This is a genomic window from Pseudalkalibacillus salsuginis (assembly GCF_021646685.1).
Classification (GTDB): Bacteria; Bacillota; Bacilli; order Bacillales; family Fictibacillaceae; genus Pseudalkalibacillus; species Pseudalkalibacillus salsuginis.
The window spans coordinates 237,603-259,756 of sequence record NZ_JAKJHW010000001.1 but is presented as its reverse complement, the minus strand read 5'-3'; the positions used below and the strand labels follow the sequence as shown (position 1 = coordinate 259,756).

The window sequence follows — 22,154 nt, the reverse complement described above, 5'->3', positions numbered from 1 at the left end:
GTATGAAAAAGAAAGAACGGCTTGATGTGATGCTCGTGGAACGAGGTTTGATCGAAACGAGAGAAAAGGCCAAAAGAGCAATCATGGCTGGACTTGTCTATTCAGAACAAGAGCGATTGGACAAGCCTGGTCAGAAGGTTGAAATAACTATACCCATCGAATTGAAGGGAAATCCACTTCCATATGTAAGCAGAGGCGGATTGAAGTTGGAAAAAGCGTTGGAAACCTTTCACTTTGATGTAAAAGATAAAATCATGATTGATATCGGGTCATCGACAGGGGGATTTACCGACTGTGCACTGCAAAATGGGGTGCAGTTCGTGTACGCCGTCGATGTTGGGTACAATCAATTGGATTGGAAGCTTCGGAGTAATTCCCGTGTGCGAGTGATGGAAAGGACCAATTTCAGATATTCAAAACCTGAAGATTTTGATAATGGCTTGCCTCATGTCGCCACGATTGATGTTTCGTTTATATCATTGAAGCTTATTCTGCCTGTATTAAAAGAGATCCTCGTCCATAATGGAGAAGTCGTTGCCTTGATTAAGCCCCAATTCGAAGCGGGACGTGAAGAAGTCGGAAAAAAGGGGATCGTACGCGATCGGAAAATTCATCAGGCAGTTATCGATCGGATGATCAAATACAGTCATGAAACGGGATATCATGTATTAGATTGTACGTACTCGCCAATCCGCGGTGGAGAAGGAAACATAGAATTTCTGCTTCATTTGAGAAAGCCTGATTTTAACGAATCTGCTTCGATCAAATGGACAGGTGAAACAGAAACGGTCGTAAATGAAGCGCACGAATCGAAAAAGGACTGAAAAAAGAGCTGATCCAGTTCATCTTCTGATGGATGTAGGATTAGCTCTTTTATTTTAGTTCTATTAAAGCCATTTTATTGACCCAAAATACATCATATTTACGAATGTATATTAAGGGGTTTTTCTTCTCCATCTGGAAAAACTAAATAAGAATGATTTTTTTAAATTTTTCTATTTAGGATGAAAACCACCATTTTAGGGTAAATAAAAGCCAAAAGTATTTAAGGAGCAAAAAGCCTGATGGATTTACAGTACTTAGTTGAAAGTTTAGTTGATGACGAACAATATAGAAACCTTCCTCCTATTCGAATAAAAAGGATAACCGACAGTTCACTGGATGTTGAACAAGGCTTTTTATTTGTGGCCATTAAAGGGGAAAAAACAGATGGCCATTCATTTATAAACGATGCGATTCAAAAAGGGGCTGCAGCTGTAATAGGGGAAGCTGATATTACCGGCCTTCCTATACCATATATAAAAGTGAAAAATAGCAGATTAGCGCTTGGAGCAATATCTAAAAAGTTTTATGATAATCCTGCAAAAGATAAAATCATGATCGGAATTACTGGGACGAACGGAAAAACGACAACAAGCTATCTTTTGAAACATGTTCTAGAATCGAATGGAATTTCCTGCAGTTTATTTGGCACAATAAAAAATATTATTAATGGAGAAGAAATTGATACATGTAATACGACGCCGAGTGTGTTGAAACTGAATGAATTGCTTTATAAAAGCAATGATCAAGTAGTGATTTTGGAGGTTTCTTCTCATGGGTTATCACAATATCGTTTAGAAGGTTTGACATTTGATTATTGCCTTTTTACAAATCTATCTCATGATCACTTGAATTACCATGGTACAATGGAACGTTATTTTGAAACAAAGGCGAGTCTCTTCTTTAAAATGAAAGAAGGTGGCAAGGCGATCATCAATATAGATGATCCATGGGGTGATGAACTAGAAAAAGTAGTAAGGCAAAATAATGATGAGGTTTACACAATCGGACAATCTTCAAAAGCTGATTTGTGCATCGAAGAGTTTAAACATTCGAGCTTGCAAATCACAGACGGATATTCCAGTTTTCAGCTTGATTCCAATATGCCGGGATTGCACAACCTGTACAATGCTGTGATGGCTTATGCTGGTGCATCCCAATTTGATCTGACTAGAGTAAAAATCTTATCATCACTAGTTACATTTCCGGGAGTTCCAGGTCGATTCAATGTTTATAAGTACCATAATGATGCCACTGTGGTCATTGATTATGCTCATACAGCAAATGCAATCTTGCATTGTTTAAAAGCGGCAAATGATTATGGGGCTGATAAAGTCATCCATGTATTTGGTTTCCGGGGAAATGCAGATACTGATAAAAGAGGAGACATGCTCAGAATCGCATCAGAACATAGTGATCATTATATCCTGACCTTTGATGACCTTAACGATGTGTCTGAAAACGAAATGATTGAAACACTGGAAAATTTGAATCAAGCATACGGCAATCAAAAAGGGATCATCATTCCGGATCGTACAGAGGCGATCAAATATGCACTTGAAAAAACCAGTTCCCGTGATTGGGTGGTCATAACGGGGAAAGGACATGAGACCTATACACAAAGCTATTCACTTCCGACTTCATCGGATGCAGAAACGATTGAGTATTTAACCAATTAAATCCTTCAAGGGGAATGACCTATCAGAGATTGTAGCTATACAAACCCTCAGGGCATCCCTTTTTTTCTTGGAGGAAAAATTGAAAGTATATATTTCAGCCAAATCGGGAACAAAACAATATACAGCAATATTCATGTTTATTCATAAAAGATGTACAATTTTAGCTACTTCATATATGATAAGCATATACATGTTTGTACAAATTTGTGGAGTGATTGAGATGAATAAAGGACAAAGGCATATAAAAATTAGGGAAATTATAACAAATTTCGATATTGATACACAGGATGAACTTGTTGAAAGGTTGAAAAATGCAGGATACAATGTTACACAAGCTACTGTATCGCGTGATATTAAAGAATTGCATCTTGTAAAAGTCCCGATGCAGGATGGACGATATAAGTACAGTCTGCCAGCTGATCAGAGGTTCAACCCCCTGCAAAAGCTGAAACGTACATTGACCGACAGTTTCATCAATATCGACCATACAGACCACCTTATTATCATGAAGACATTGCCTGGTAATGCGAACGCAGTAGGTGCTTTGATTGATAATCTTGATTGGGAAGAAATCATGGGTACAATCTGCGGTGATGATACGATATTGATCATTTGTCGCTCTGCTAAGGATAGCCCTGATATTACACGACAGTTTTTGGATATGTTGTAACGGTGGGAGGGGAAATATGCTTACTGAAATTTCAATTAGAAATTTTGCAATCATTGAAGAAGTGACGGTCCCCTTTGACGACGGGCTTACTGTTTTGACAGGGGAGACAGGCGCGGGGAAATCAATCATTATTGACGCCATCGGATTGTTGATCGGTGGGCGCGGCTCATCAGAGTACGTGCGCCATGGTACTGATCGTGCAGAAATTGAAGGCCTCTTTTATATTCCTGAAAATCACCCTGTAATCGAGAAAGCACAAGGGCTTGGGATTGAAGTAAGCGATGGAATGGTCGTCCTGAAACGTGATATGACAAGTTCAGGTAAAAGCATTTGTCGTGTAAACGGGAAATTGGTGACACTAGCAATCCTTCGTGAAGTTGGCCAATCACTCATTGATATCCATGGTCAGCATGAACACCAGTTTTTATTGCAAAGTGATAAACATTTAAGTTTATTGGATCAATACAATTCGGGTGATATGAAACGGACAATACAGGAATATCAGCAATTGTACAAACGTTACATAGAGGTGCAGAAACAGCTGAGGAACTTGACTGAAAATGAGCAGGAAATGGTACACCGTATTGATCTGATCCAATATCAATTAGAAGAGATCGAGCAAGCGAATCTACAACCCAAGGAAGATGAAGAATTACAGGAGGAAAAGCAGCGTTTGAGTAATTTCGAACGGTTATACCAGTCTGTTACTGATGCATATCAAGCATTATATGGGGAGCAAAAAGGCATCGATGTATTAGGACTCGCTATGAGCCACTTGGAAGATGTTTCAGATTATGATCCAGAGTTGAAGCCGATTCAAGAGGCAGTGACGAATGCTTATTATACATTGGAAGACAGCGCACACCAACTCAGAAATTACGTCGAATCGATGGAATTTGATCCGGGCCGATTGGACGTTATTGAAGAGCGTCTACATGAAATCAATTCATTGAAGCGGAAATATGGAAATTCTGTTGAAGAAATTTTAGAGTATAGTTCCCGAATAGAAGAGGAACTCGATACCTTTACAAACAAGGATGATCGGATCAGACAATTGGAAGAAGAACTTAAAGAAATCGGTAAAGATCTATACTTGGAAGCAAAACAATTGAGCACCCTAAGAAAGAAAGCTGCTGAAAGACTTGAGAAGAAAATTCATCAGCAATTGAAAGATCTTTACATGGAGAAGACAACCTTCAAGGTTTCATTCGAATTGGTTTCTGGGGCTTCAAACGTTTCAGCGGATATAGATGGAAACAAAATCAGTTTCTCGAAAAGTGGAATGGATGAAGTCGAATTCCTTATTTCAACGAATCCGGGAGAACCATTAAAGCCACTGGTGAAGATTGCGTCTGGGGGAGAACTATCGAGAATCATACTTGCATTGAAAGCGATCTTCTCTAATCAGCAAGAAGTCGCATCCATCATTTTCGACGAAGTCGATACTGGAGTAAGTGGCCGTGTTGCACAAGCAATTGCTGAAAAAATCCAAAAGCTTTCTACAGGTTCACAGGTTCTTTGTATCACCCATCTCCCACAAGTTGCTGCAATGGCTGATCGGCATCTTTACATCAAAAAAAGTATCAAAGGCAATCGCACATTGACAATTGTCAAACCTTTGTCGTTTGATCAGAAGGTAAAAGAAATCGCACGGATGATTTCTGGAGTGGAAGTGACAGACCTTACAAAACGACATGCGAAAGAAATGATCCAGTTTGCGGACGAAGCGAAAATCACTTCATGAAAAGCTATCCATTTAAGGGTAGCTTTTTCTTGTAACTTATAGTTATAGAAACACTCTCTAAAGGTCAAATTATAAATGCAACCCAAAAAGTTGTAGGGTAAGGAATGAGGAGAGTGACTGGATGAAAAGAATCAAAATCAGACAAATAGTCGGCATTCTTCTCCTTGGATTCCTCATAAGCTTGGGTTTCATAAAACCCATTCAGGACTATCTCAGTATCCCAACTGATTTAACCGTATTCCAGGGAGAGAGATTAACGATAGATCAGAAACATTCAAATGCTACGGTTCATTCGTCCGATCAGGATGAAACGATTTTGTCGCTTGGAAGTGTTGAAAACAACCCTCACTCCTTTTCTATAGAGGCAAACCAGGATGGAGACACTGAAGTCACGATGGAGGTATCAAATATACCTGTCAAGAAAGTGAATGTAAAGGTGCTTCCTGAATTCAAAATCATTCCTGGTGGTCAAAATATCGGTGTCCGGTTGAATACGGCAGGTGTTTTAGTGGTAGGACATCATTTAGTCGGCACCTCAAATGGAGATGTTTCACCTGGTGAAAAAGCTGGAATCCAGGTTGGAGATATGATTACAGCAATCAATGGGAAAACCATACAAAAATTAAGTGATGTTGGCCCTTTCGTAAAGAGAAGTGGCGAAACTGGTCAGTCACTTGATATGACCATCAAGAGAGATAAACAAACAATTCACAAAAAATTGACACCCGTAAAAGACGGCTCTGATGAAACATATCGAATCGGTCTATATATCCGTGATTCAGCCGCGGGTGTAGGTACAATGACGTTTTATCACCCAGAAAGCGGTAAATATGGTGCTTTAGGACATGTCATTTCAGATATGGATACGAAAAAACCGATCGTCGTAAATGATGGACAAATCATTGAATCAACGGTTACTTCGATTGAGAAAGGAACTCACGGGAGACCTGGGGAGAAACTTGCCCGCTTTAACAACGATGAAAAGATTCTTGGTTCAATCTACAAAAACACACAATACGGTATATTCGGCAAACTGAAGGATCCGATTCGGAATGGCATTATGGATAAAGCAATGCCGATTAAATTATCACATGAAGTAAAAGAAGGCCATGCTCAAATCTTGACGGTGGTCAAAGGTGAGGAAGTAAAAAAATACGACGTGGAAATCGTAAGCTCAGTTCCTCAAAAATTTCCGGCTACAAAAGGTATGGTGGTCAAAATCACAGATCCGGAATTATTGGATGCAACTGGTGGAATTGTACAGGGGATGAGTGGAAGTCCAATTATCCAGGATGGAAAAATAATCGGAGCAGTAACGCATGTATTTGTTAATGATCCGACTTCAGGATATGGTGTTCATATCGAATGGATGCTGCAAGAAGCAGGGATCAATATTTATGAAGAAAAAAGAAATGGCGATAAAGTGGCGAGTTGAATGCTCGCCTTTTTTTAAAAGATAAGGAAGTTATAAATTTGATGAAGTGATGTCTAGCTCCAACGCCCAACCACTTGGATCACTTCAGTCCTCCTGTGGCGGTCGACACATTGATTTAGGCTGAAGTGTTACCCACGCAGAACCGAACTTGGTTTGGTTCGAGCCTCCTCGTCGGACTTCCAGTGACCTTCGTGGCTGATCAGGGCGTTTGCGCTTTTCTTGATGTCTAGCTCCAACGCCCAACCACTTGGATCACTTCAGTCCTTCTGTGGCGGCGACAGCCTCCTCGTCGGACTTCCAGTGACCTTCGTGGCTGATCAGGGCGTTTGCGCTTTTCTTGTTGAAGGAAGTTACGACAAATTAGAGTAAAATTTGATTGGATAAATTAGAAACCGCTACAATTTGCATGTGAAATAACATTTTTAACTGATGGATATTAAGAGAGAAAAAAGTGAGTAATCCTAGATGTTTTAACTTTTTCTCGGAATAAATAACGGCATTTGATATAATGAAATAAAGAAAATTCGACAAGGAACACTTAAATATGAGGTGTCAAATGCCAAATAAGGTCGAAAATCAAAGAAAAATAAAGTATGAATAAGTATAGAATATTTTTCGATAATAATTTAAAATTATTAAAGGAAATGTGATTTTTATGTGGAAATCATACATAAGAAGTTGAAAGAGAGAATCATGAAAAATGATTTAGTTATGAGGAGGAACAGCGTTGCAAAAAATTAAAGTTTGTTTAGCGGATGATAACAGGGAACTTGTTGGTCTTCTTGATGAATATATTTCTGCACAGGAAGACATGGAAGTGGTTGGTGTTGCTTACAATGGAAAAGAATGTCTTGAGTTACTGGAAGAAGAAACGCCTGATGTATTGGTTCTTGATATCATTATGCCTCATTTAGATGGACTGGCCGTTCTTGAAAATATGCATGACTTGAATTTGAGCACAAAACCGAACGTCATCATGTTGACTGCCTTTGGACAAGAAGATGTAACGACAAAAGCTGTTGAACTTGGAGCTTCCTATTTTATTTTGAAGCCATTTGATATGGAAAACTTGACGAACCAGATCCGTCAAATCAGCGGATCGAAAAAGTCCTTTATCAAAAATTCTTCCACTACAACCTCCCGTTCATTTTCAAAAGAGTATAAGCCGAAAAATCTTGATGCGAGCATAACGAGCATTATCCATGAAATCGGGGTTCCTGCGCATATCAAAAGATATATGTACCTCCGTGAAGCAATCACTATGGTTTATAACGACATTGAACTGCTTGGCTCTATTACGAAAGTCCTTTATCCTGATATCGCAAAGAAATTCAATACTACTGCTTCGCGTGTTGAACGTGCAATCCGCCATGCTATTGAGGTTGCTTGGAGCAGAGGGAACATTGATTCGATTTCCAATCTCTTCGGGTACACAGTGAGTATGTCGAAAGCAAAACCGACAAACAGCGAATTTATAGCAATGGTGGCTGACAAATTACGTATTGAACACAAGGCTGGTTGAAAGGGTAAGGGATTTGGCTCTGCCAAAAACTGATATTGTTATGTCGTTGCAAAAGCATAGATAATAGAAAAATGCACGAATAATAAACGAAAGACACCATCATATTGATTTTCGATAAGTGGTGTCTTTTCATTGTGTTTTTGGAAACCATTATGAGCGATAATTTTGATAGGCGGTATTCAAATTTCGAATACGTTTTACAAGCTCTGAATTCTTGTTGATGTTATCGTTGATAATAGTCGACACCATCGATACGTAATAACTATTCATTGCTTGTTGTTTGGAAAATACATCTTCATTCTGCTCTACAAAGGTTTTGAAATTCTCTTCGAAAAAAGCGACACTGAATTGTTCCATGTTCAATTCCTCCCTCTGTTCCGGAACCTTTGTTGGACTTTGTTTCGTTTCCTGTCTCTATAAAAAATAAATCCCCCTACAAATCCAAAGCCGACCAAGAACATAAGGATACCAGCCACCAATTCAATGATGAAGTTAGGGAAAATCGGATGCACGACACCGAACAAAGAATCACGTATCAATTTTATTCCGACTACACCGGCAATCCCAGGTATCACTAATATCAAGAGTGCGATCATTCTTATCATGTCAATCATCCTTTTCTGTCGCTACTCATTGTACCGATTTTATCGCTACCTGTCTATATGTGTTTGCGAATGTGTAAAACAAAGGGTAAAATGAGGGTGTGAAAAAAATTGCATGGTAAAAATAGGTGTAGATAATGAAAAATGTAATTATCATTGGTGCTTATAAAGTAGGAACTGCACTCGTCAAGATCATCGAAAAGTCCCAAGCGCTGAACTTGATGGCTGTCATTGATCAAAATGAAGATGCTCCCGGAATCCGCTTAGCTCAGGAAAAGAATATTGCGACCGGGACGAATTGGAAAGAATACTTGGACCAACCGGTAGATGTAGTCATCGAAACGACTGGGGATGAAGAAACCTTCACTTCTTTAAGGGAAGTGAAAGATCGCCAATGGGTGATCATCCCTCCCTCAGTTGCGATCCTGGTCTCTAATTTGATTGAGGAACAGGAAAATCTGATCAATCAAATATCAAGGCAATCGAGACAACAGGATCTTGTATTAAGTTCATCGCATGATGGTGTCATCGCCATAGACAATAGCCGAAGGATCATCATCTTAAATAAAAGTGCCGAGATCATGACAGGTCTCACAGGTGAAGAAGTACTAGGGAAAGAAATTGCAGAAATCATTCCTTCCAGTGAATTGCCTCGGATCCTCGACAACGGTAAAACCGAAGTAAATAAAGAGCAAGTACTAAGCAATGGGAGAAAAATCATCACGACTCGTACCCCGATGATAGACGACGGTGGAAATATCATTGGAGCTTTTGCTGTTTTCAAAGATATTACCGAAGTTGTCGAAATGGCAGAAGAAGTCACAAGCTTGAAGAGTGTGCAGACAATGCTTGAAGCAATCATACATTCCTCCCAAGAAGCGATAACCGTTGTTGATGAAGAAGGAAAAGGTCTTATGGTCAATCCAGCATATACGAGATTGACCGGACTGAAATCCGATGATATCTACGGAAAACCGGCGACTACTGATATTTCCGAGGGAGAAAGTATGCATATGAAAGTCTTGAGGACCCGCAAACCAGTCCGAGGTGTGCGTCTTAAGGTTGGTCCAAATCGAAGGGATGTTGTGGTGAACGTTGCACCTGTCATAGTTGATGGCAAATTGAAAGGGAGTGTCGGTGTCATTCATGACATTTCTGAAATCCAGTCATTAACAGCAGAGTTGCAAAGAGCCAGACAAATCATCCGTACCCTTGAAGCGAAATATACCTTTTCGGATATCATCGGTGATTCTAGAGAAATGAATTTTGCGATCGATCAGGCAAAATTAGGTGCTTCCACACCAGCAACTGTGCTATTGCGAGGAGAGTCAGGAACCGGCAAAGAATTATTTGCACATGCTATCCATAATGGGAGCAGCTTGAAATACAACAAGTTCGTTCGTGTAAATTGTGCGGCTATTTCTGAATCGCTGCTTGAAAGTGAACTGTTCGGCTATGAGGAGGGTGCATTTTCGGGAGCGAAAAAAGGCGGTAAAAGAGGGCTTTTTGAAGAAGCTAACGGCGGAAGTATATTTCTGGATGAAATCGGAGAGTTATCAAGTGATACTCAGGCAAAGCTTTTACGGGTACTCCAGGAAAATGAAATCATCCGCGTGGGTGGTACCAAACCTATCCCGATAAAAGTGCGTGTGATCGCTGCAACAAATGTAAATCTGGAAAAAAGAATAATCGAAGGCTCTTTTCGGGAAGATTTATATTATCGGATCAATCGGCTTCCAATCTTCATACCTCCTTTAAGAGAACGTAAAGAGGATATCGGTAAACTATGTGATCACTTGATAAGGAAATTGAATCAAGATTATGGAAGGAACATTGAGGGGATTACAGAGAAGGGAATCGAGTATCTTTGTAAATACCATTGGCCTGGAAACGTCCGTGAACTAGAAAATATTTTAGGGAGAGCGATCATTCATCTTTCCTTCCATGAATCATGGATTGATGTCACATCGATACCTTCATTGGATACTGGAGTACAACGTAGTTCAGATCCACAAGCTTCACATCACGATGACCAACCGTTACAAGAGCAAGTAAATCAATTTGAAAAAGGGTTGATTCAGAAAACGCTTAAAGAATGTAACGGGAATAAGACGAAGACTGCAAAAAGGCTCGATGTGTCATTGCGAAATCTCTATTATAAAATCGATAAGTACAACATTGAATAAAACGGCACGCAAAATATTTCATACTACGAAAAAACTTGCATAGGTCAATTTCTGATAACGCTATCATACCAAGGGATGAAAAGTTGGCATGAATCTTGCAATACCTATACGGTGGAAAAAGATTATGTTTTAGAAAGGGTTGAACTCAGGTCATGTATTTAGAAAAACTCATCGAAGAAGCAACCCAATTGCCAAATAAAATCGTTGCGGTAGCCGCTGCAGAGGATCACGAGGTTATCGAGGCAGTCAAAATGGCGTTAGATAAACAAATTGCTTCTTTTCGATTATTCGGTGATGAAGATAAGATGATGTCTCTCCTTCAAACCTTAGGATTAGATGTATCGGAGCGTCTGAAGGTGATTCCTTGTGGTGATCCAGATGAAGCAGCCGCAAAAGCAGTCCAAGCTGTCAGCGATGGTGAAGCGGATGTGTTGATGAAGGGGATGGTTTCGACAGCTCGTATCCTTAAGGCGGTTCTGAATAAAGAGTATGGGCTAAGGACCGGGAAAGTACTTTCACATGTTGCAGCCTTCGAAGTGACAGGGTACGACCGTTTGGTATTCGTTACGGATGCTGCTATGAATATTGCGCCAGATTTACAGCAAAAAGCAGAAATCGTCCAGAATGCAGTAGGTGTAGCGGTCAGAATAGGCGTGGAAAATCCAAAGGTTGCCCCGATTACTGCAATAGAAGTCGTCAATCCATCGATGGAAGCAACACTTGATGCAGCAGCTCTTACCCAAATGAATATTAGGGGGCAAATTAAGAATTGTGTTGTGGATGGTCCACTTGCCCTCGATAATGCGGTTTCTATGGAAGCTGCAGAACATAAAGGGATAGGAGGACAAGTCGCTGGACAAGCGGATATCCTTCTAGTTCCTAATATCGAGACTGGAAATACGCTATACAAATCATTGATTTATTTTGCCCGCGCTAAAGTCGGTGCTGTCATTGCTGGTGCAAAAGCCCCGATTGTATTGACATCCCGGGCTGATACTTCAGAGAGTAAGTTGTATTCGATTGCGCTGGCAGTACGTTCAATTTAGGGTTGCTACTTTTACACAGGCGGTTACGGTCCGTCAAACAATAGATCGATTTCAGGGAGGAATATGAACATGGAAATTTTCAAATATATGGAGACTTATGATTACGAACAATTGGTGATTTGCCAAGATAAGCAGTCCGGTTTAAAGGCAATCATCTGTATCCATGATACGACGCTGGGTCCTGCGCTCGGTGGTACAAGAATGTGGACATACGAAACAGAAGATGCAGCGATTGAAGATGCTCTTCGACTTGCAAAAGGTATGACGTATAAAAATGCGGCAGCTGGATTGAATCTAGGCGGTGGAAAGACAGTCATCATCGGTGACCCCCGAACAGATAAAAATGAAGAAATGTTCCGCGCGTTCGGTCGTTATATCCAAGGCTTGAATGGACGTTACATAACTGCAGAAGACGTTGGCACAACTGTTGCAGACATGGATCTTATCCGTCAAGAAACAGAATTCGTAACTGGAGTATCACCTGCATTCGGTTCCTCGGGTAATCCGTCACCGGTAACAGCGTATGGTGTTTATAGAGGAATGAAGGCTGCTGCTAAAGAAGCATTCGGTACAGATTCACTTGAAGGGAAGGTAGTTGCTGTCCAAGGTGTCGGCAATGTGGCTTATAATCTTTGTAAGCATCTGCATGAGGAAGGTGCACAACTGATCGTTACAGATATCCATAAGGAAGCAGTACAGCGTGCAGTAGATGATTTCGGAGCAAAAGCTGTGGATCCAGACGACATCTATTCTGTTGAATGTGACATCTATGCGCCATGTGCACTTGGAGCGACTGTGAATGATGAAACAATTCCACAATTGAAGGCGAAAGTCATTGCTGGTGCAGCAAACAACCAGCTGAAGGATACGAAACATGGAGATGCGATTCATGAAATGGGTATTGCATATGCTCCGGACTACGTGATCAATGCTGGCGGTGTAATCAACGTTGCAGATGAGTTATATGGATATAACCGTGATCGGGCGATGAAAAAAGTTGAAACGATCTATGACAACATTGCAAGGGTGTTTGAAATTTCAAAGCGGGATGCCATTCCTACATATATGGCTGCAGACCGTCTTGCAGAGGAACGTATCGAACGAAACAAGAATTCCAGAAGCCAATTCTTACTAAACAGCAGACATATTCTATCCCAACGCATCGGCCAATGAATTAGCTCTTTTAAATTCAATGTTGATTCTTAAAGCTCCTGCCTAGAAAAATACCAAACAAGACCCCATAGTGTGGCACAATCAGGATGCTTGTAGATTCGCGCATAATAATCAACAATGAAGAATAACTAGGCCTAATTATAAAAAATCGTTTTTAAGAGTCATCAATGGAGGGTTCCGTTTTGCAACAAAGAGAATATCGATTACTTGTAATCAACCCAGGATCAACATCTACAAAAATCGGAATATTTGATGATGAAAATTCTGTGTTCGAAAAGACCATTCGCCATGATAGCGAAGTGATCAATGAATTCGACCATATCATCGATCAATATGAATTCCGCAAAAACGTCATTCTGGAAACATTGGACCACGAAGGTATCAATATCTCGAAGTTAAGTGCTGTCGTAGGACGAGGTGGCCTTCTCCGTCCGATTGAAGGCGGTACTTATAATGTGAATGACTTGATGCTTGAGGACCTTCGAAAAGGTTATTCAGGAGAACATGCTTCGAATTTAGGTGGCATCATCGCATATGAGATCGCACGTGGGTTGAATATTCCCTCTTATATTGTCGATCCGGTAGTGGTTGATGAATTGGCACCGCTTGCTAGAGTCTCAGGTGTTCCTGAAATACAAAGAAAAAGTATTTTCCATGCTCTGAACCAAAAAGCAGTCGCACGAAGAGTAGCGAAACAGTTAGACCGATCATATGAAAATCTTCGCTTGATCGTTACACACATGGGCGGGGGAATTACGGTCGGAGTACACAAAGAAGGAAGAGTCATTGACGTAAACAATGGTTTGCATGGTGAAGGACCATTTTCTCCTGAGCGGGCAGGGACAGTACCGGTTGGTGATCTTGTATCCATGTGCTTTTCAGGAGAATATTATGCTGAAGAAATCATGAAAAAACTTGTAGGAAACGCAGGCTTTGTTGGCTACCTTGGCACGAATGATGCTGTGGAAGTCGAAAAGAGAATTGAAGCTGGCGATGAAAAAGCCAAGTTGATCTATAAAGCTATGGCTTATCAAGTGGCAAAGGAAATCGGTGCAGCGAGTGCGGTATTGCATGGAAAGGTCGATGCAATCGTCCTTACAGGCGGTCTCGCATACGGTAAGGATTTTGTGAATGAAATTACGGAACGGATTGAATGGATCAGTGATGTGATCGTACACCCAGGCGAAAACGAACTCCAAGCTTTGGCTGAAGGTGGTTTGCGCGTCCTACGTGGCGAGGAAGATGCGAAAGAATATCCGAATCAACTGATTGAACAAGGTATTTAACTGAAAGGGGAATGAATCATGGCTGAGAATTATGATCTCGTCATCCTCGGTGGAGGAACTGGCGGATATGTAGCAGCAATTCGAGCTTCCCAGCTTGGGTTATCTGTCGCTATCGTTGAAAAAGGAAAATTGGGTGGGACATGCCTCCATAAAGGGTGCATCCCAAGCAAAGCGTTATTAAGAAGTGCGGAAGTTTTTGCGACTGCTAAAAAAGGTGAAGAGTTCGGTGTGATTGCGAAAGAAGTAGGCTTGAACTTCGAACGTGTCCAACAAAGGAAACAGGGAATTGTGGATCAGCTTCATAAGGGTGTCCAGCACCTTATGAAAAAAGGGGAAATTGATGTTTATGAGGGACACGGACGCATTTTAGGGCCTTCGATCTTTTCTCCGATGCCTGGTGCTGTTTCAGTCGAGTACAACAATGGCGACGAAAATGTCATCCTGGTCCCTAAAAACCTCCTCGTCTCCACTGGATCACGTCCAAGAACATTACCAGGACTTGATATCGATGGTGAACTGGTCATCACTTCGGATGAAGCATTGGAACTTCAAGAGCTTCCATCTTCCATCATCATTGTCGGAGGGGGTGTAATCGGAATCGAATGGGCTTCTATGTTTATAGACTTCGGCCTTGACGTAACCGTTCTAGAGTACGCTGATCGTATCGTCCCGACAGAGGATAAGGAAATTTCTAAAGAGGCGACACGCATTTTGAAAAAGAAAGGCGTAAAAATCGTCACCGGAGCCAAAGTACTGCCAGAAACTCTTGAAAAAGGTGAAGGGGTAACGATCAAAGCGGAATATAAAGGAGAAGAGAAATCCTTCTCTGCAGATAAATTGTTGGTATCAGTCGGACGCCAGCCGAATGTAGAAGACATCGGTCTGCAAAATACGGAGATCCAAGTTGAAAAGGGGGCAATCCAAACGAACGAATTCTATCAGACGAAAGATTCACACATCTATGCAATCGGAGATGTAATCGGCGGGCTTCAACTCGCGCATGTTGCATCTCATGAAGGGATCGTGGCTGTCGAGCATATGGCAGATAAAGCCCCTCAACCGATCGATTACACGATGATCCCCAAATGTATCTACTCGAATCCTGAAATGGCAAGTGTAGGGTTGACAGAGGACGAAGCGAAAGAACAAGGCTACGACGTCAAAATTGGCAAGTTTTCATTCAAAGGAATCGGTAAAGCGCTCGTTTATGGTCAATCTGATGGGTTTGTAAAACTGATTGCTGATAAAGAAACAAATGACTTACTTGGTGTCCATATGATAGGACCTCATGTCACTGATATGATCTCGGAAGCAGGGCTTGCGAAGGTTCTAGATGCAACACCTTGGGAAATCGCACATTCAGTCCACCCGCATCCGACATTATCAGAGGTGATCGGCGAAGCTGCATTAGCTGTTGATGGTAACGCGATTCATAACTAAATAGATAAAGGTATCTTAAGGAGGGCAATGTGATGACCGCAAATCGTCATGAAAAATTAGGTTTATCCGATGAACAAGTTATCAAAATGTATGAAACGATGTTGATGGCAAGAAAAATCGACGAAAGAATGTGGCTGTTGAACCGTGCTGGGAAAATTCCTTTCGTCATTTCTTGTCAAGGCCAAGAGGCTGCGCAAGTAGGTGCAGCTATGGCACTCGATAAAGAAAAAGATTATGCTCTTCCATACTACAGAGATATGGGTGTGGTACTTTGGTTCGGTATGACTGCACGTGACCTGATGCTTTCAGGCTTCGCTAAAGCTGAAGATCCGAACTCAGGGGGCCGGCAAATGCCAGGTCACTTTGGCCAAAAGAAGAATAATATTGTTACAGGTTCTTCACCAGTAACAACTCAAGTTGGACATGCTGTTGGTATTGCGCTTGCAGGTAAGATGGAAGGAAAGGACCTTGTGACATTTACCACTTTTGGTGAAGGTTCATCTAACCAAGGTGACTTCCATGAGTCTGCAAACTTTGCGGGCGTACATAAGCTTCCTGTCATTTTCATGTGTGAAAACAATAAATACGCGATTTCAGTACCTATTTCCAAGCAGCTTTCCTGTGAAAAAGTATCTGATCGTGCAATCGGTTATGGTATGCCAGGGGTAACGGTGGATGGGAACGATCCGCTGGCGGTATATGAAGCTGTGAAGGAAGCTGTTGAACGTGGACGTCGCGGAGAAGGTCCTTCATTGATCGAGGCGGTATCTTACCGTTTGACACCTCATTCAAGTGATGATGATGACCGTGCATATCGTGAGCGTGAAGAAGTAGAAGAAGCAAAACAAAAGGATTCCCTCATCACTTTTAAAAAGTATTTAGAGGAAGTCGGAGTCCTTGATGATGAAAAAGTCAAAGAGATCTCTGATCGCATTGATAAAGAAGTGGATGAAGCGACGGATTATGCCGAAGAAGCACCGTATGCAGATCCTGAAAGTGCGCTCAAATATGTGTATGCGGAATAGGGGGACGAACAAATGCCAATAATTTCATATATTGATGCTGTAACACAAGCTTTGCGTGAAGAAATGGAACGTGACAACAAAGTATTCGTACTTGGGGAGGACGTCGGTGTACGTGGAGGTGTGTTCCGCGCAACCGCAGGTCTTTATGAGCAGTTCGGTGAAGAACGTGTAATCGATACACCATTGGCCGAATCTGCCATTGCCGGTGTAGGAATCGGAGCAGCGATGTACGGGATGCGCCCAGTTGCTGAAATGCAGTTTGCTGACTTCATTATGCCTGCTGTCAACCAGATTGTTTCTGAAGCAGCTAAAATCCGTTATCGTTCAAACAATGATTGGGACTGCCCTATCACTATCCGTGCACCTTATGGTGGAGGTGTTCACGGAGCTCTTTATCATTCCCAATCTGTAGAAGCCCTTTTTGCAAATGTGCCTGGCCTTAAGATTGTAATGCCCTCTACACCTTATGATGTAAAAGGTCTGTTGAAAGCTGCCATCCGTGATGACGATCCTGTGCTTTTCTTTGAACATAAGCGTGCTTATCGCCTGATCAAAGGGGAAGTGCCAGAAGATGATTACACACTGCCGATCGGTAAGGCTGATGTGAAGCGTGAAGGTGATGATATCACTGTCATTACGTATGGTCTTTCTGTACATTTCGCTCTACAAGCTGCTGAAAAGCTTGATAAAGACGGTATTTCAGCACACGTTCTTGACCTGCGTACGGTTTATCCACTTGATAAAGAGGCAATCATAGAAGCAGCATCCAAGACAGGGAAAGTATTGTTAGTGACTGAAGACAATAAAGAAGGAAGCATCATCAGTGAAGTATCGGCAATCATCGGTGAGCATTGCTTATTCGACCTCGATGCCCCGATCCAACGCTTGGCTGGACCTGATGTACCGGCTATGCCTTATGCGCCGACAATGGAAAAATACTTCATGATCAACCCTGATAAAGTTGAAAAAGCTATGCGTGATTTAGCGGAATTTTAATCTCCAAGGAGGGAAACAAAAATGGCAACGGAAAAAATATCCATGCCCCAGCTTGGTGAGAGTGTTACAGAAGGAACGATCAGTAAGTGGCTCGTTCAAGTTGGAGACGAAGTTAAAAAATACGACCCGATTGCAGAGGTCATGACAGATAAAGTAAACGCTGAAATCCCCTCATCCTATACAGGAACGATCAAAGAACTTGTTGTTGATGAAGGAGATACGATCGAAGTGGGTGAGCTCGTCTGTTACATTGAAACAGAAGGTGGGGCAGGCGCAGAACAAAAAGAGGATGCGCCGATAGAGGTTGATCCAGTAGAGGACTCTACAGCTAAAGATCAACCAGCGGAAACAGCTCCGACAGAAAAGTCCAAACAACCGAAGGACGGTAAAGCTAGGTATTCTCCAGCAGTATTAAGGTTGGCGCAAGAGAATGATATCGACCTTGAGCAAGTAGAAGGTACAGGTCGAGGAGGCCGTATCACTCGAAAGGATTTACAGAAGCTGATTGATTCGGGTGACATTCCTGAAGCTGGAGAAAAAGCGAAGGAAGAAGCAGCACCTGCACCTGGGGAAGCACCAAAGACTGCTCAACAATCTGCAGCAGCTAAGCCAGCTGCGAAAGCTATGAACATCCCAGTTGAAGATGGTGATGTCGAAATTCCAATAAGCGGTGTCCGTCGTGCAATCGCTGATAATATGGTCCGCAGTAAGCATGAAGCACCCCACGCATGGATGATGATGGAAGTGGACGTAACAAATCTTGTAGAATATCGGAACAGTGTGAAGGGTGACTTCAAACAGAAAGAAGGATACAATATCACTTTCCTTCCTTTCTTTATCAAAGCAGTCGTTGAAGCACTCAAAGAGTTCCCGATGATCAATTCAATGTGGGCTGGTGACAAGATCGTCCAGAAGAAGGCGGTCAATATTTCAATCGCAGTCGCTACAGAAGATTCCTTATTTGTTCCTGTCATCAAGAATGCGGATGAGAAGAGTCTGAAGGGTATAGCTAAAGATGTCAATGAACTAGCATCCAAAGTACGCAGCGGCAAACTTTCTGGTGATGACATGAAAGGTGGAACCTTCACAGTCAATAACACGGGATCATTCGGTTCGATCCAATCTACACCAATCATCAACTATCCTCAAGCGGCGATTCTTTCTGTGGAATCAATCGTGAAGCGTCCAGTCGTAATGGATAATGGCATGATTGCTGTCCGTGACATAGTCAACCTTTGTATGTCACTCGACCACCGTGTCCTTGATGGACTGGTTTGTGGACGTTTCCTATCCCGTGTCAAGGAAATTGTTGAAAATATCAGTAAAGAAAATACATCAATTTATTAATTAATTTGAGAGGAAAACGTGCAACGGAGCGCCGCAGCACGTTTTTTCTACTTCTATTATCGAGTTTTTAATACTATGAATGAGATAAAATCCTTGAAGATCGTAATGGTTACGATATAATAGTATTGTTTCTAAAAGTATCGGTATCATTACGAAAGGAGCACCAGTATTGAGAATACTTACATTTTTACTAACATTCACCCTTATCCTGTCAGGGTGCGGACAAAGCGAGTCGGACGGAGAAGCGGATCAGGGTGCTGACTTTACAATCTATACATCCATTTACCCATTACAATACTTTGCAGAGAGGATTGGCGGCGATTCGGTTAAAGTTAAATCGATGATCCCACCAGGTTCAGATGGCCACACTTATGAGCCTACGACAAAAGAATTAGTAAAGGTTTCCGAAGCTGATTTACTTATCTATAATGGAGCAGGTTTCGAGGGATTCATCAACAAGGCGAAAAAGTCTTTGGAAAAACAAGATGTCACCTTCCTGAATGCATCTTCTCATATTACGGAGGAAAACTCAGAGCATGACGAAGAGCATGGAGAAGGTCATGAGGATGTTCACGAGGAAGATGCCCATGAGCATGGGGATCATGAGTCGGGTGAGATCGATCCACATTTGTGGCTGGACCCTGTATATGCCATTGAAATGTCCCATAGGATAAAGGACGAGATGATCAATCAACATCCTGAAAAGAAAGAAGAATTCGAGAAAAATTTTGATGCGTTGAAAAAAGATTTGGAGGACTTGGACGGGAAGTTTAAGGAGATTACTGAGAATTCAGATCGTAAAGAGTTCATAGTTGCGCATAGTGCCTATGGAAACTGGGAAGATCGCTACGGACTTAAGCAAATCTCTGTTGCCGGCATATCGCCTTCCCATGAACCATCCCAAAAAGAAACACAGAAGATTATCCAATACGCACGTGAAAATAATATTTCTTATATCATCTTAGAAAAAAATATCAGCTCCAGTATCGCTGAAATGATCCAAAAAGAAGTGGGCGCGGATGTCCTTTATCTGAACAACCTGGAATCACTGACTGAAGACCAGATAGAGGCAGACGAAGACTACTTCAGTATCATGGAAGAGAATTTGCAGACACTGAAAAAAGCGCTGAATAACGATTAAAATTTATGGAAAAAAGTTTTAAATTTTGGGAATGGGGTAAATAAGTAGCACAACACCTCTATACCCCCTAACCCCTTTCAAAAGCGAGCCATGTGCTTGCTTTTTTTTTGGTTCGATTCATTTAGGAATCTGAAAATTTGCGATACCTGCCTTTTTTCGAATAGAATAGAATGTAACAGGATTCGGAAAGGTGTGAATGGTTTTGAATATGAATTTCAACATGTTCATGAATGATGTTGTCGTCACTGCACGTAATGAAGCAAAAGAGGCAGGATTTGCCGAATTGACGACTCCTGAAGAAGTAGAGGATGCATTCGGTAAAGATGGTACCACGCTTGTCCTGGTGAACTCGGTTTGTGGTTGTGCTGGTGGAATCGCTCGGCCTGCTGCCGCTTACGCTTTGCAAAAAAGTGATACAAAGCCTGACCATACAGTTACGGTCTTCGCAGGTCAGGATAAAGCAGCAACTGAAAAGGCAAGATCTTATTTTACAGGATACCCACCGTCATCTCCGTCTTTCGCTCTGCTCAAGGATGGGAAGCTGATGACAATGGTAGAACGGCATGAAATTGAAGGATCTGAACCGATCGAAGTAGTCCACAAGCTGCAAGACGCGTTTAAAGCGCACTGTTAAGATGAGTGTCACCGGTTCATTTCCGGTGACATTTCCTTTTAGGAGACAAAATCTTGACAGGAAATACGAAATGTCGTACACTAAAATCCTGTCAATTAATATGCGTCCATAGTGAAATGGATATCACACGAGATTTCGGCTCTCGTATTCTGGGTTCGAATCCTGGTGGGCGCGCCATATTGAATTTAAACCGCAAACTCCGCATAAACGGGGTTTTTTGTTTTTTAGGAGGGTGTTTATATGATGAGGAAAATGTCGAAATATGCCTCTTCGTCGTTAAACTGACTGTCGTCGTTAAAAAGCCATAGTTCGTCGTTAAGAATATGGCGATTTCATAAAAAGGAAATCTTCTATCTTTTAGAAAATTCATTTTATAAGTTAAGAGGAGTGTGATTGCTTGATTGTAAAAAAGAAAGAGCTACCTATATATCTTCAGCAATTAGATGCATTAAATAAAAGCATCCAATGCGGTCAATTATTGAAGATAGTCTTTATAAAAGTAAAGCTGGCTACAAAGGTGAAAAAATGCTTGAACATTATCTTGGTTTTCTTTCTGATGAAAATTACTTCATATTCCACGTTCTTCGGTTAACCTCTAACGATAAATACTTCCAACTAGACATTTTGCTTATCTCAGTAAACATGATGGTTATCATTGAAGTGAAAAATATATCCGGAATTCTTTTATTCGAAGGTTTCCTAGTCCAATTAACCAAGTGTGGAACCAAAAGGAGCAGCTTACTAAGTGGTTACATAAACATGGTGCCAAAATTCCCCCGATTGAAACCTTAGTCGTAAACAGTAATCCAAATACAATATTGAAATCTACATCTAAATCCTCTGTTCAGTCCCCATTATTCATTTCGAGAACTTACCGGGTTTTATTTCTCAGTTAGAAAAAATATATTCCAAAACTGTACTATCGAAACAACATATCATTAATATTTCTAATATATTATTAAAAGGACATACCGAATTGAAAATGAATGTTTTGGATAAATTCAATCTTACGTATGATGAACTGATAAAAGGTGTTCTTTGTAAAAAGTGTTCCTACACACCGATGATTCGATTACGGGGGAAATGGAAATGTAATGTTTGCGGGACTATTTCGATTGATGGACATTTATCAGCCATGAGAGATTATGCACTACTGGTAAACGAAGTGTTTACGAATCAGCTTATCAAGAATTTTTTGTTGCTACCCTCAAGCAGTATTGCAAAATATTTACTTACCTCTGCCAACCTCACCAGCACTGGAATGAAAAAACAGAGAAAATACCGCCTTGACCTCAGCTCCTTCCATCCTGAATGTTGGCTTGATTTTTTCCACATAGGTATCTTTATTTCACGAAAACCAGGGTATGGTTTACAATAGGAATTGTTCTTATTCTAGCATGTCTTCT

Annotated in this window: 20 protein-coding genes, 1 tRNA gene and 1 pseudogene; 20 read left to right on the top strand and 2 right to left on the bottom strand. The window is 41.3% G+C overall.

Annotation, left to right across the window (positions count from 1 at the left end; genetic code table 11):
• Positions 1 to 2 precede the first annotated feature (2 nt).
• From L1611_RS01350 to spo0A, 6 genes are all read left to right on the top strand, one after another.
• The gene (locus L1611_RS01350; protein ID WP_407681686.1) at positions 3 to 824 is read left to right on the top strand and encodes a TlyA family RNA methyltransferase; all 822 of its coding nucleotides are present in this window, start codon (positions 3 to 5) and stop codon (positions 822 to 824) included.
• A gap of 240 nt (positions 825 to 1,064) precedes the next feature.
• Entirely contained in the window at positions 1,065 to 2,501 is a 1,437-nt protein-coding gene (locus L1611_RS01345; RefSeq protein ID WP_236311248.1) for a UDP-N-acetylmuramoyl-L-alanyl-D-glutamate--2,6-diaminopimelate ligase, read from the top strand.
• Between the two features lie 220 nt (positions 2,502 to 2,721).
• Positions 2,722 to 3,171 (top strand): transcriptional regulator AhrC/ArgR, encoded by a 450-nt coding sequence (gene ahrC, locus L1611_RS01340; RefSeq protein WP_236311247.1) that lies wholly within the window; start codon positions 2,722 to 2,724, stop codon positions 3,169 to 3,171.
• Positions 3,172 to 3,187: 16 nt separating this feature from the next.
• On the top strand, positions 3,188 to 4,915 hold the full coding sequence (gene recN, locus L1611_RS01335) for a DNA repair protein RecN (protein ID WP_236311245.1): 1,728 nt from the start codon (positions 3,188 to 3,190) through the stop codon (positions 4,913 to 4,915).
• Positions 4,916 to 5,036: 121 nt separating this feature from the next.
• Positions 5,037 to 6,350, top strand: a complete 1,314-nt coding sequence (spoIVB, locus tag L1611_RS01330) for a SpoIVB peptidase (protein ID WP_236311243.1) — start codon at positions 5,037 to 5,039, stop codon at positions 6,348 to 6,350.
• Positions 6,351 to 7,077: 727 nt separating this feature from the next.
• Positions 7,078 to 7,872 carry a sporulation transcription factor Spo0A gene (gene spo0A, locus L1611_RS01325; protein ID WP_236311242.1) on the top strand — a complete coding sequence of 265 codons (795 nt, stop codon included), beginning with the start codon at positions 7,078 to 7,080 and terminating at the stop codon, positions 7,870 to 7,872.
• A 150-nt stretch (positions 7,873 to 8,022) separates the two neighbouring features.
• On the opposite strand, the gene yvfG is transcribed toward spo0A, so the two are convergent.
• Together yvfG and L1611_RS01315 are read right to left on the bottom strand one after the other, a co-directional pair.
• Positions 8,023 to 8,229 (bottom strand): protein YvfG, encoded by a 207-nt coding sequence (yvfG, locus tag L1611_RS01320; protein WP_236311240.1) that lies wholly within the window; start codon positions 8,227 to 8,229, stop codon positions 8,023 to 8,025.
• A 2-nt stretch (positions 8,230 to 8,231) separates the two neighbouring features.
• A complete protein-coding gene (locus L1611_RS01315; protein WP_236311239.1) occupies positions 8,232 to 8,477 on the bottom strand; it encodes a DUF2627 family protein in 246 nt (81 codons plus the stop codon).
• 134 nt (positions 8,478 to 8,611) lie between these two features.
• On the opposite strand from L1611_RS01315, the gene L1611_RS01310 reads away from it, so the two are divergent.
• The 14 genes and pseudogenes from L1611_RS01310 to L1611_RS01255 all read left to right on the top strand — a co-directional run bounded on the left by L1611_RS01310 (position 8,612) and on the right by L1611_RS01255 (position 22,126).
• On the top strand, positions 8,612 to 10,660 hold the full coding sequence (locus L1611_RS01310) for a sigma 54-interacting transcriptional regulator (protein WP_236311238.1): 2,049 nt from the start codon (positions 8,612 to 8,614) through the stop codon (positions 10,658 to 10,660).
• 152 nt (positions 10,661 to 10,812) lie between these two features.
• On the top strand, positions 10,813 to 11,706 hold the full coding sequence (yqiS, locus tag L1611_RS01305; protein ID WP_236311237.1) for a phosphate butyryltransferase: 894 nt from the start codon (positions 10,813 to 10,815) through the stop codon (positions 11,704 to 11,706).
• Positions 11,707 to 11,775: 69 nt separating this feature from the next.
• Positions 11,776 to 12,879, top strand: a complete 1,104-nt coding sequence (bcd, locus tag L1611_RS01300; protein WP_236311236.1) for a Leu/Phe/Val dehydrogenase — start codon at positions 11,776 to 11,778, stop codon at positions 12,877 to 12,879.
• A gap of 167 nt (positions 12,880 to 13,046) precedes the next feature.
• On the top strand, positions 13,047 to 14,165 hold the full coding sequence (gene buk, locus L1611_RS01295; RefSeq protein ID WP_407681685.1) for a butyrate kinase: 1,119 nt from the start codon (positions 13,047 to 13,049) through the stop codon (positions 14,163 to 14,165).
• 18 nt (positions 14,166 to 14,183) lie between these two features.
• Entirely contained in the window at positions 14,184 to 15,605 is a 1,422-nt protein-coding gene (lpdA, locus tag L1611_RS01290; protein WP_236311234.1) for a dihydrolipoyl dehydrogenase, read from the top strand.
• Between the two features lie 32 nt (positions 15,606 to 15,637).
• The gene (locus L1611_RS01285) at positions 15,638 to 16,630 is read left to right on the top strand and encodes a thiamine pyrophosphate-dependent dehydrogenase E1 component subunit alpha (RefSeq protein WP_236311233.1); all 993 of its coding nucleotides are present in this window, start codon (positions 15,638 to 15,640) and stop codon (positions 16,628 to 16,630) included.
• A 12-nt stretch (positions 16,631 to 16,642) separates the two neighbouring features.
• Positions 16,643 to 17,626, top strand: a complete 984-nt coding sequence (locus L1611_RS01280; protein ID WP_236311232.1) for an alpha-ketoacid dehydrogenase subunit beta — start codon at positions 16,643 to 16,645, stop codon at positions 17,624 to 17,626.
• Between the two features lie 21 nt (positions 17,627 to 17,647).
• Positions 17,648 to 18,158: pseudogene (locus L1611_RS20875) on the top strand (biotin/lipoyl-containing protein); the annotation flags it as partial.
• Between the two features lie 92 nt (positions 18,159 to 18,250).
• Positions 18,251 to 18,973, top strand: coding sequence for a dihydrolipoamide acetyltransferase family protein (locus tag L1611_RS20870; protein WP_407681698.1), 723 nt, complete (start codon positions 18,251 to 18,253; stop codon positions 18,971 to 18,973).
• Between the two features lie 169 nt (positions 18,974 to 19,142).
• Positions 19,143 to 20,114 carry a metal ABC transporter solute-binding protein, Zn/Mn family gene (locus L1611_RS01270; RefSeq protein ID WP_236311230.1) on the top strand — a complete coding sequence of 324 codons (972 nt, stop codon included), beginning with the start codon at positions 19,143 to 19,145 and terminating at the stop codon, positions 20,112 to 20,114.
• A 202-nt stretch (positions 20,115 to 20,316) separates the two neighbouring features.
• Positions 20,317 to 20,748: a BrxA/BrxB family bacilliredoxin gene (locus L1611_RS01265; protein ID WP_236311229.1), complete on the top strand. Its 432-nt coding sequence runs from the start codon at positions 20,317 to 20,319 to the stop codon at positions 20,746 to 20,748.
• A gap of 102 nt (positions 20,749 to 20,850) precedes the next feature.
• Positions 20,851 to 20,925: transfer RNA gene (locus tag L1611_RS01260), tRNA-Arg, on the top strand.
• A gap of 288 nt (positions 20,926 to 21,213) precedes the next feature.
• Positions 21,214 to 21,540 (top strand): nuclease-related domain-containing protein, encoded by a 327-nt coding sequence (locus tag L1611_RS20865; protein ID WP_407681684.1) that lies wholly within the window; start codon positions 21,214 to 21,216, stop codon positions 21,538 to 21,540.
• A 184-nt stretch (positions 21,541 to 21,724) separates the two neighbouring features.
• A complete protein-coding gene (locus L1611_RS01255) occupies positions 21,725 to 22,126 on the top strand; it encodes a hypothetical protein (RefSeq protein ID WP_236311228.1) in 402 nt (133 codons plus the stop codon).
• The last annotated feature ends 28 nt before the right edge of the window (positions 22,127 to 22,154 follow it).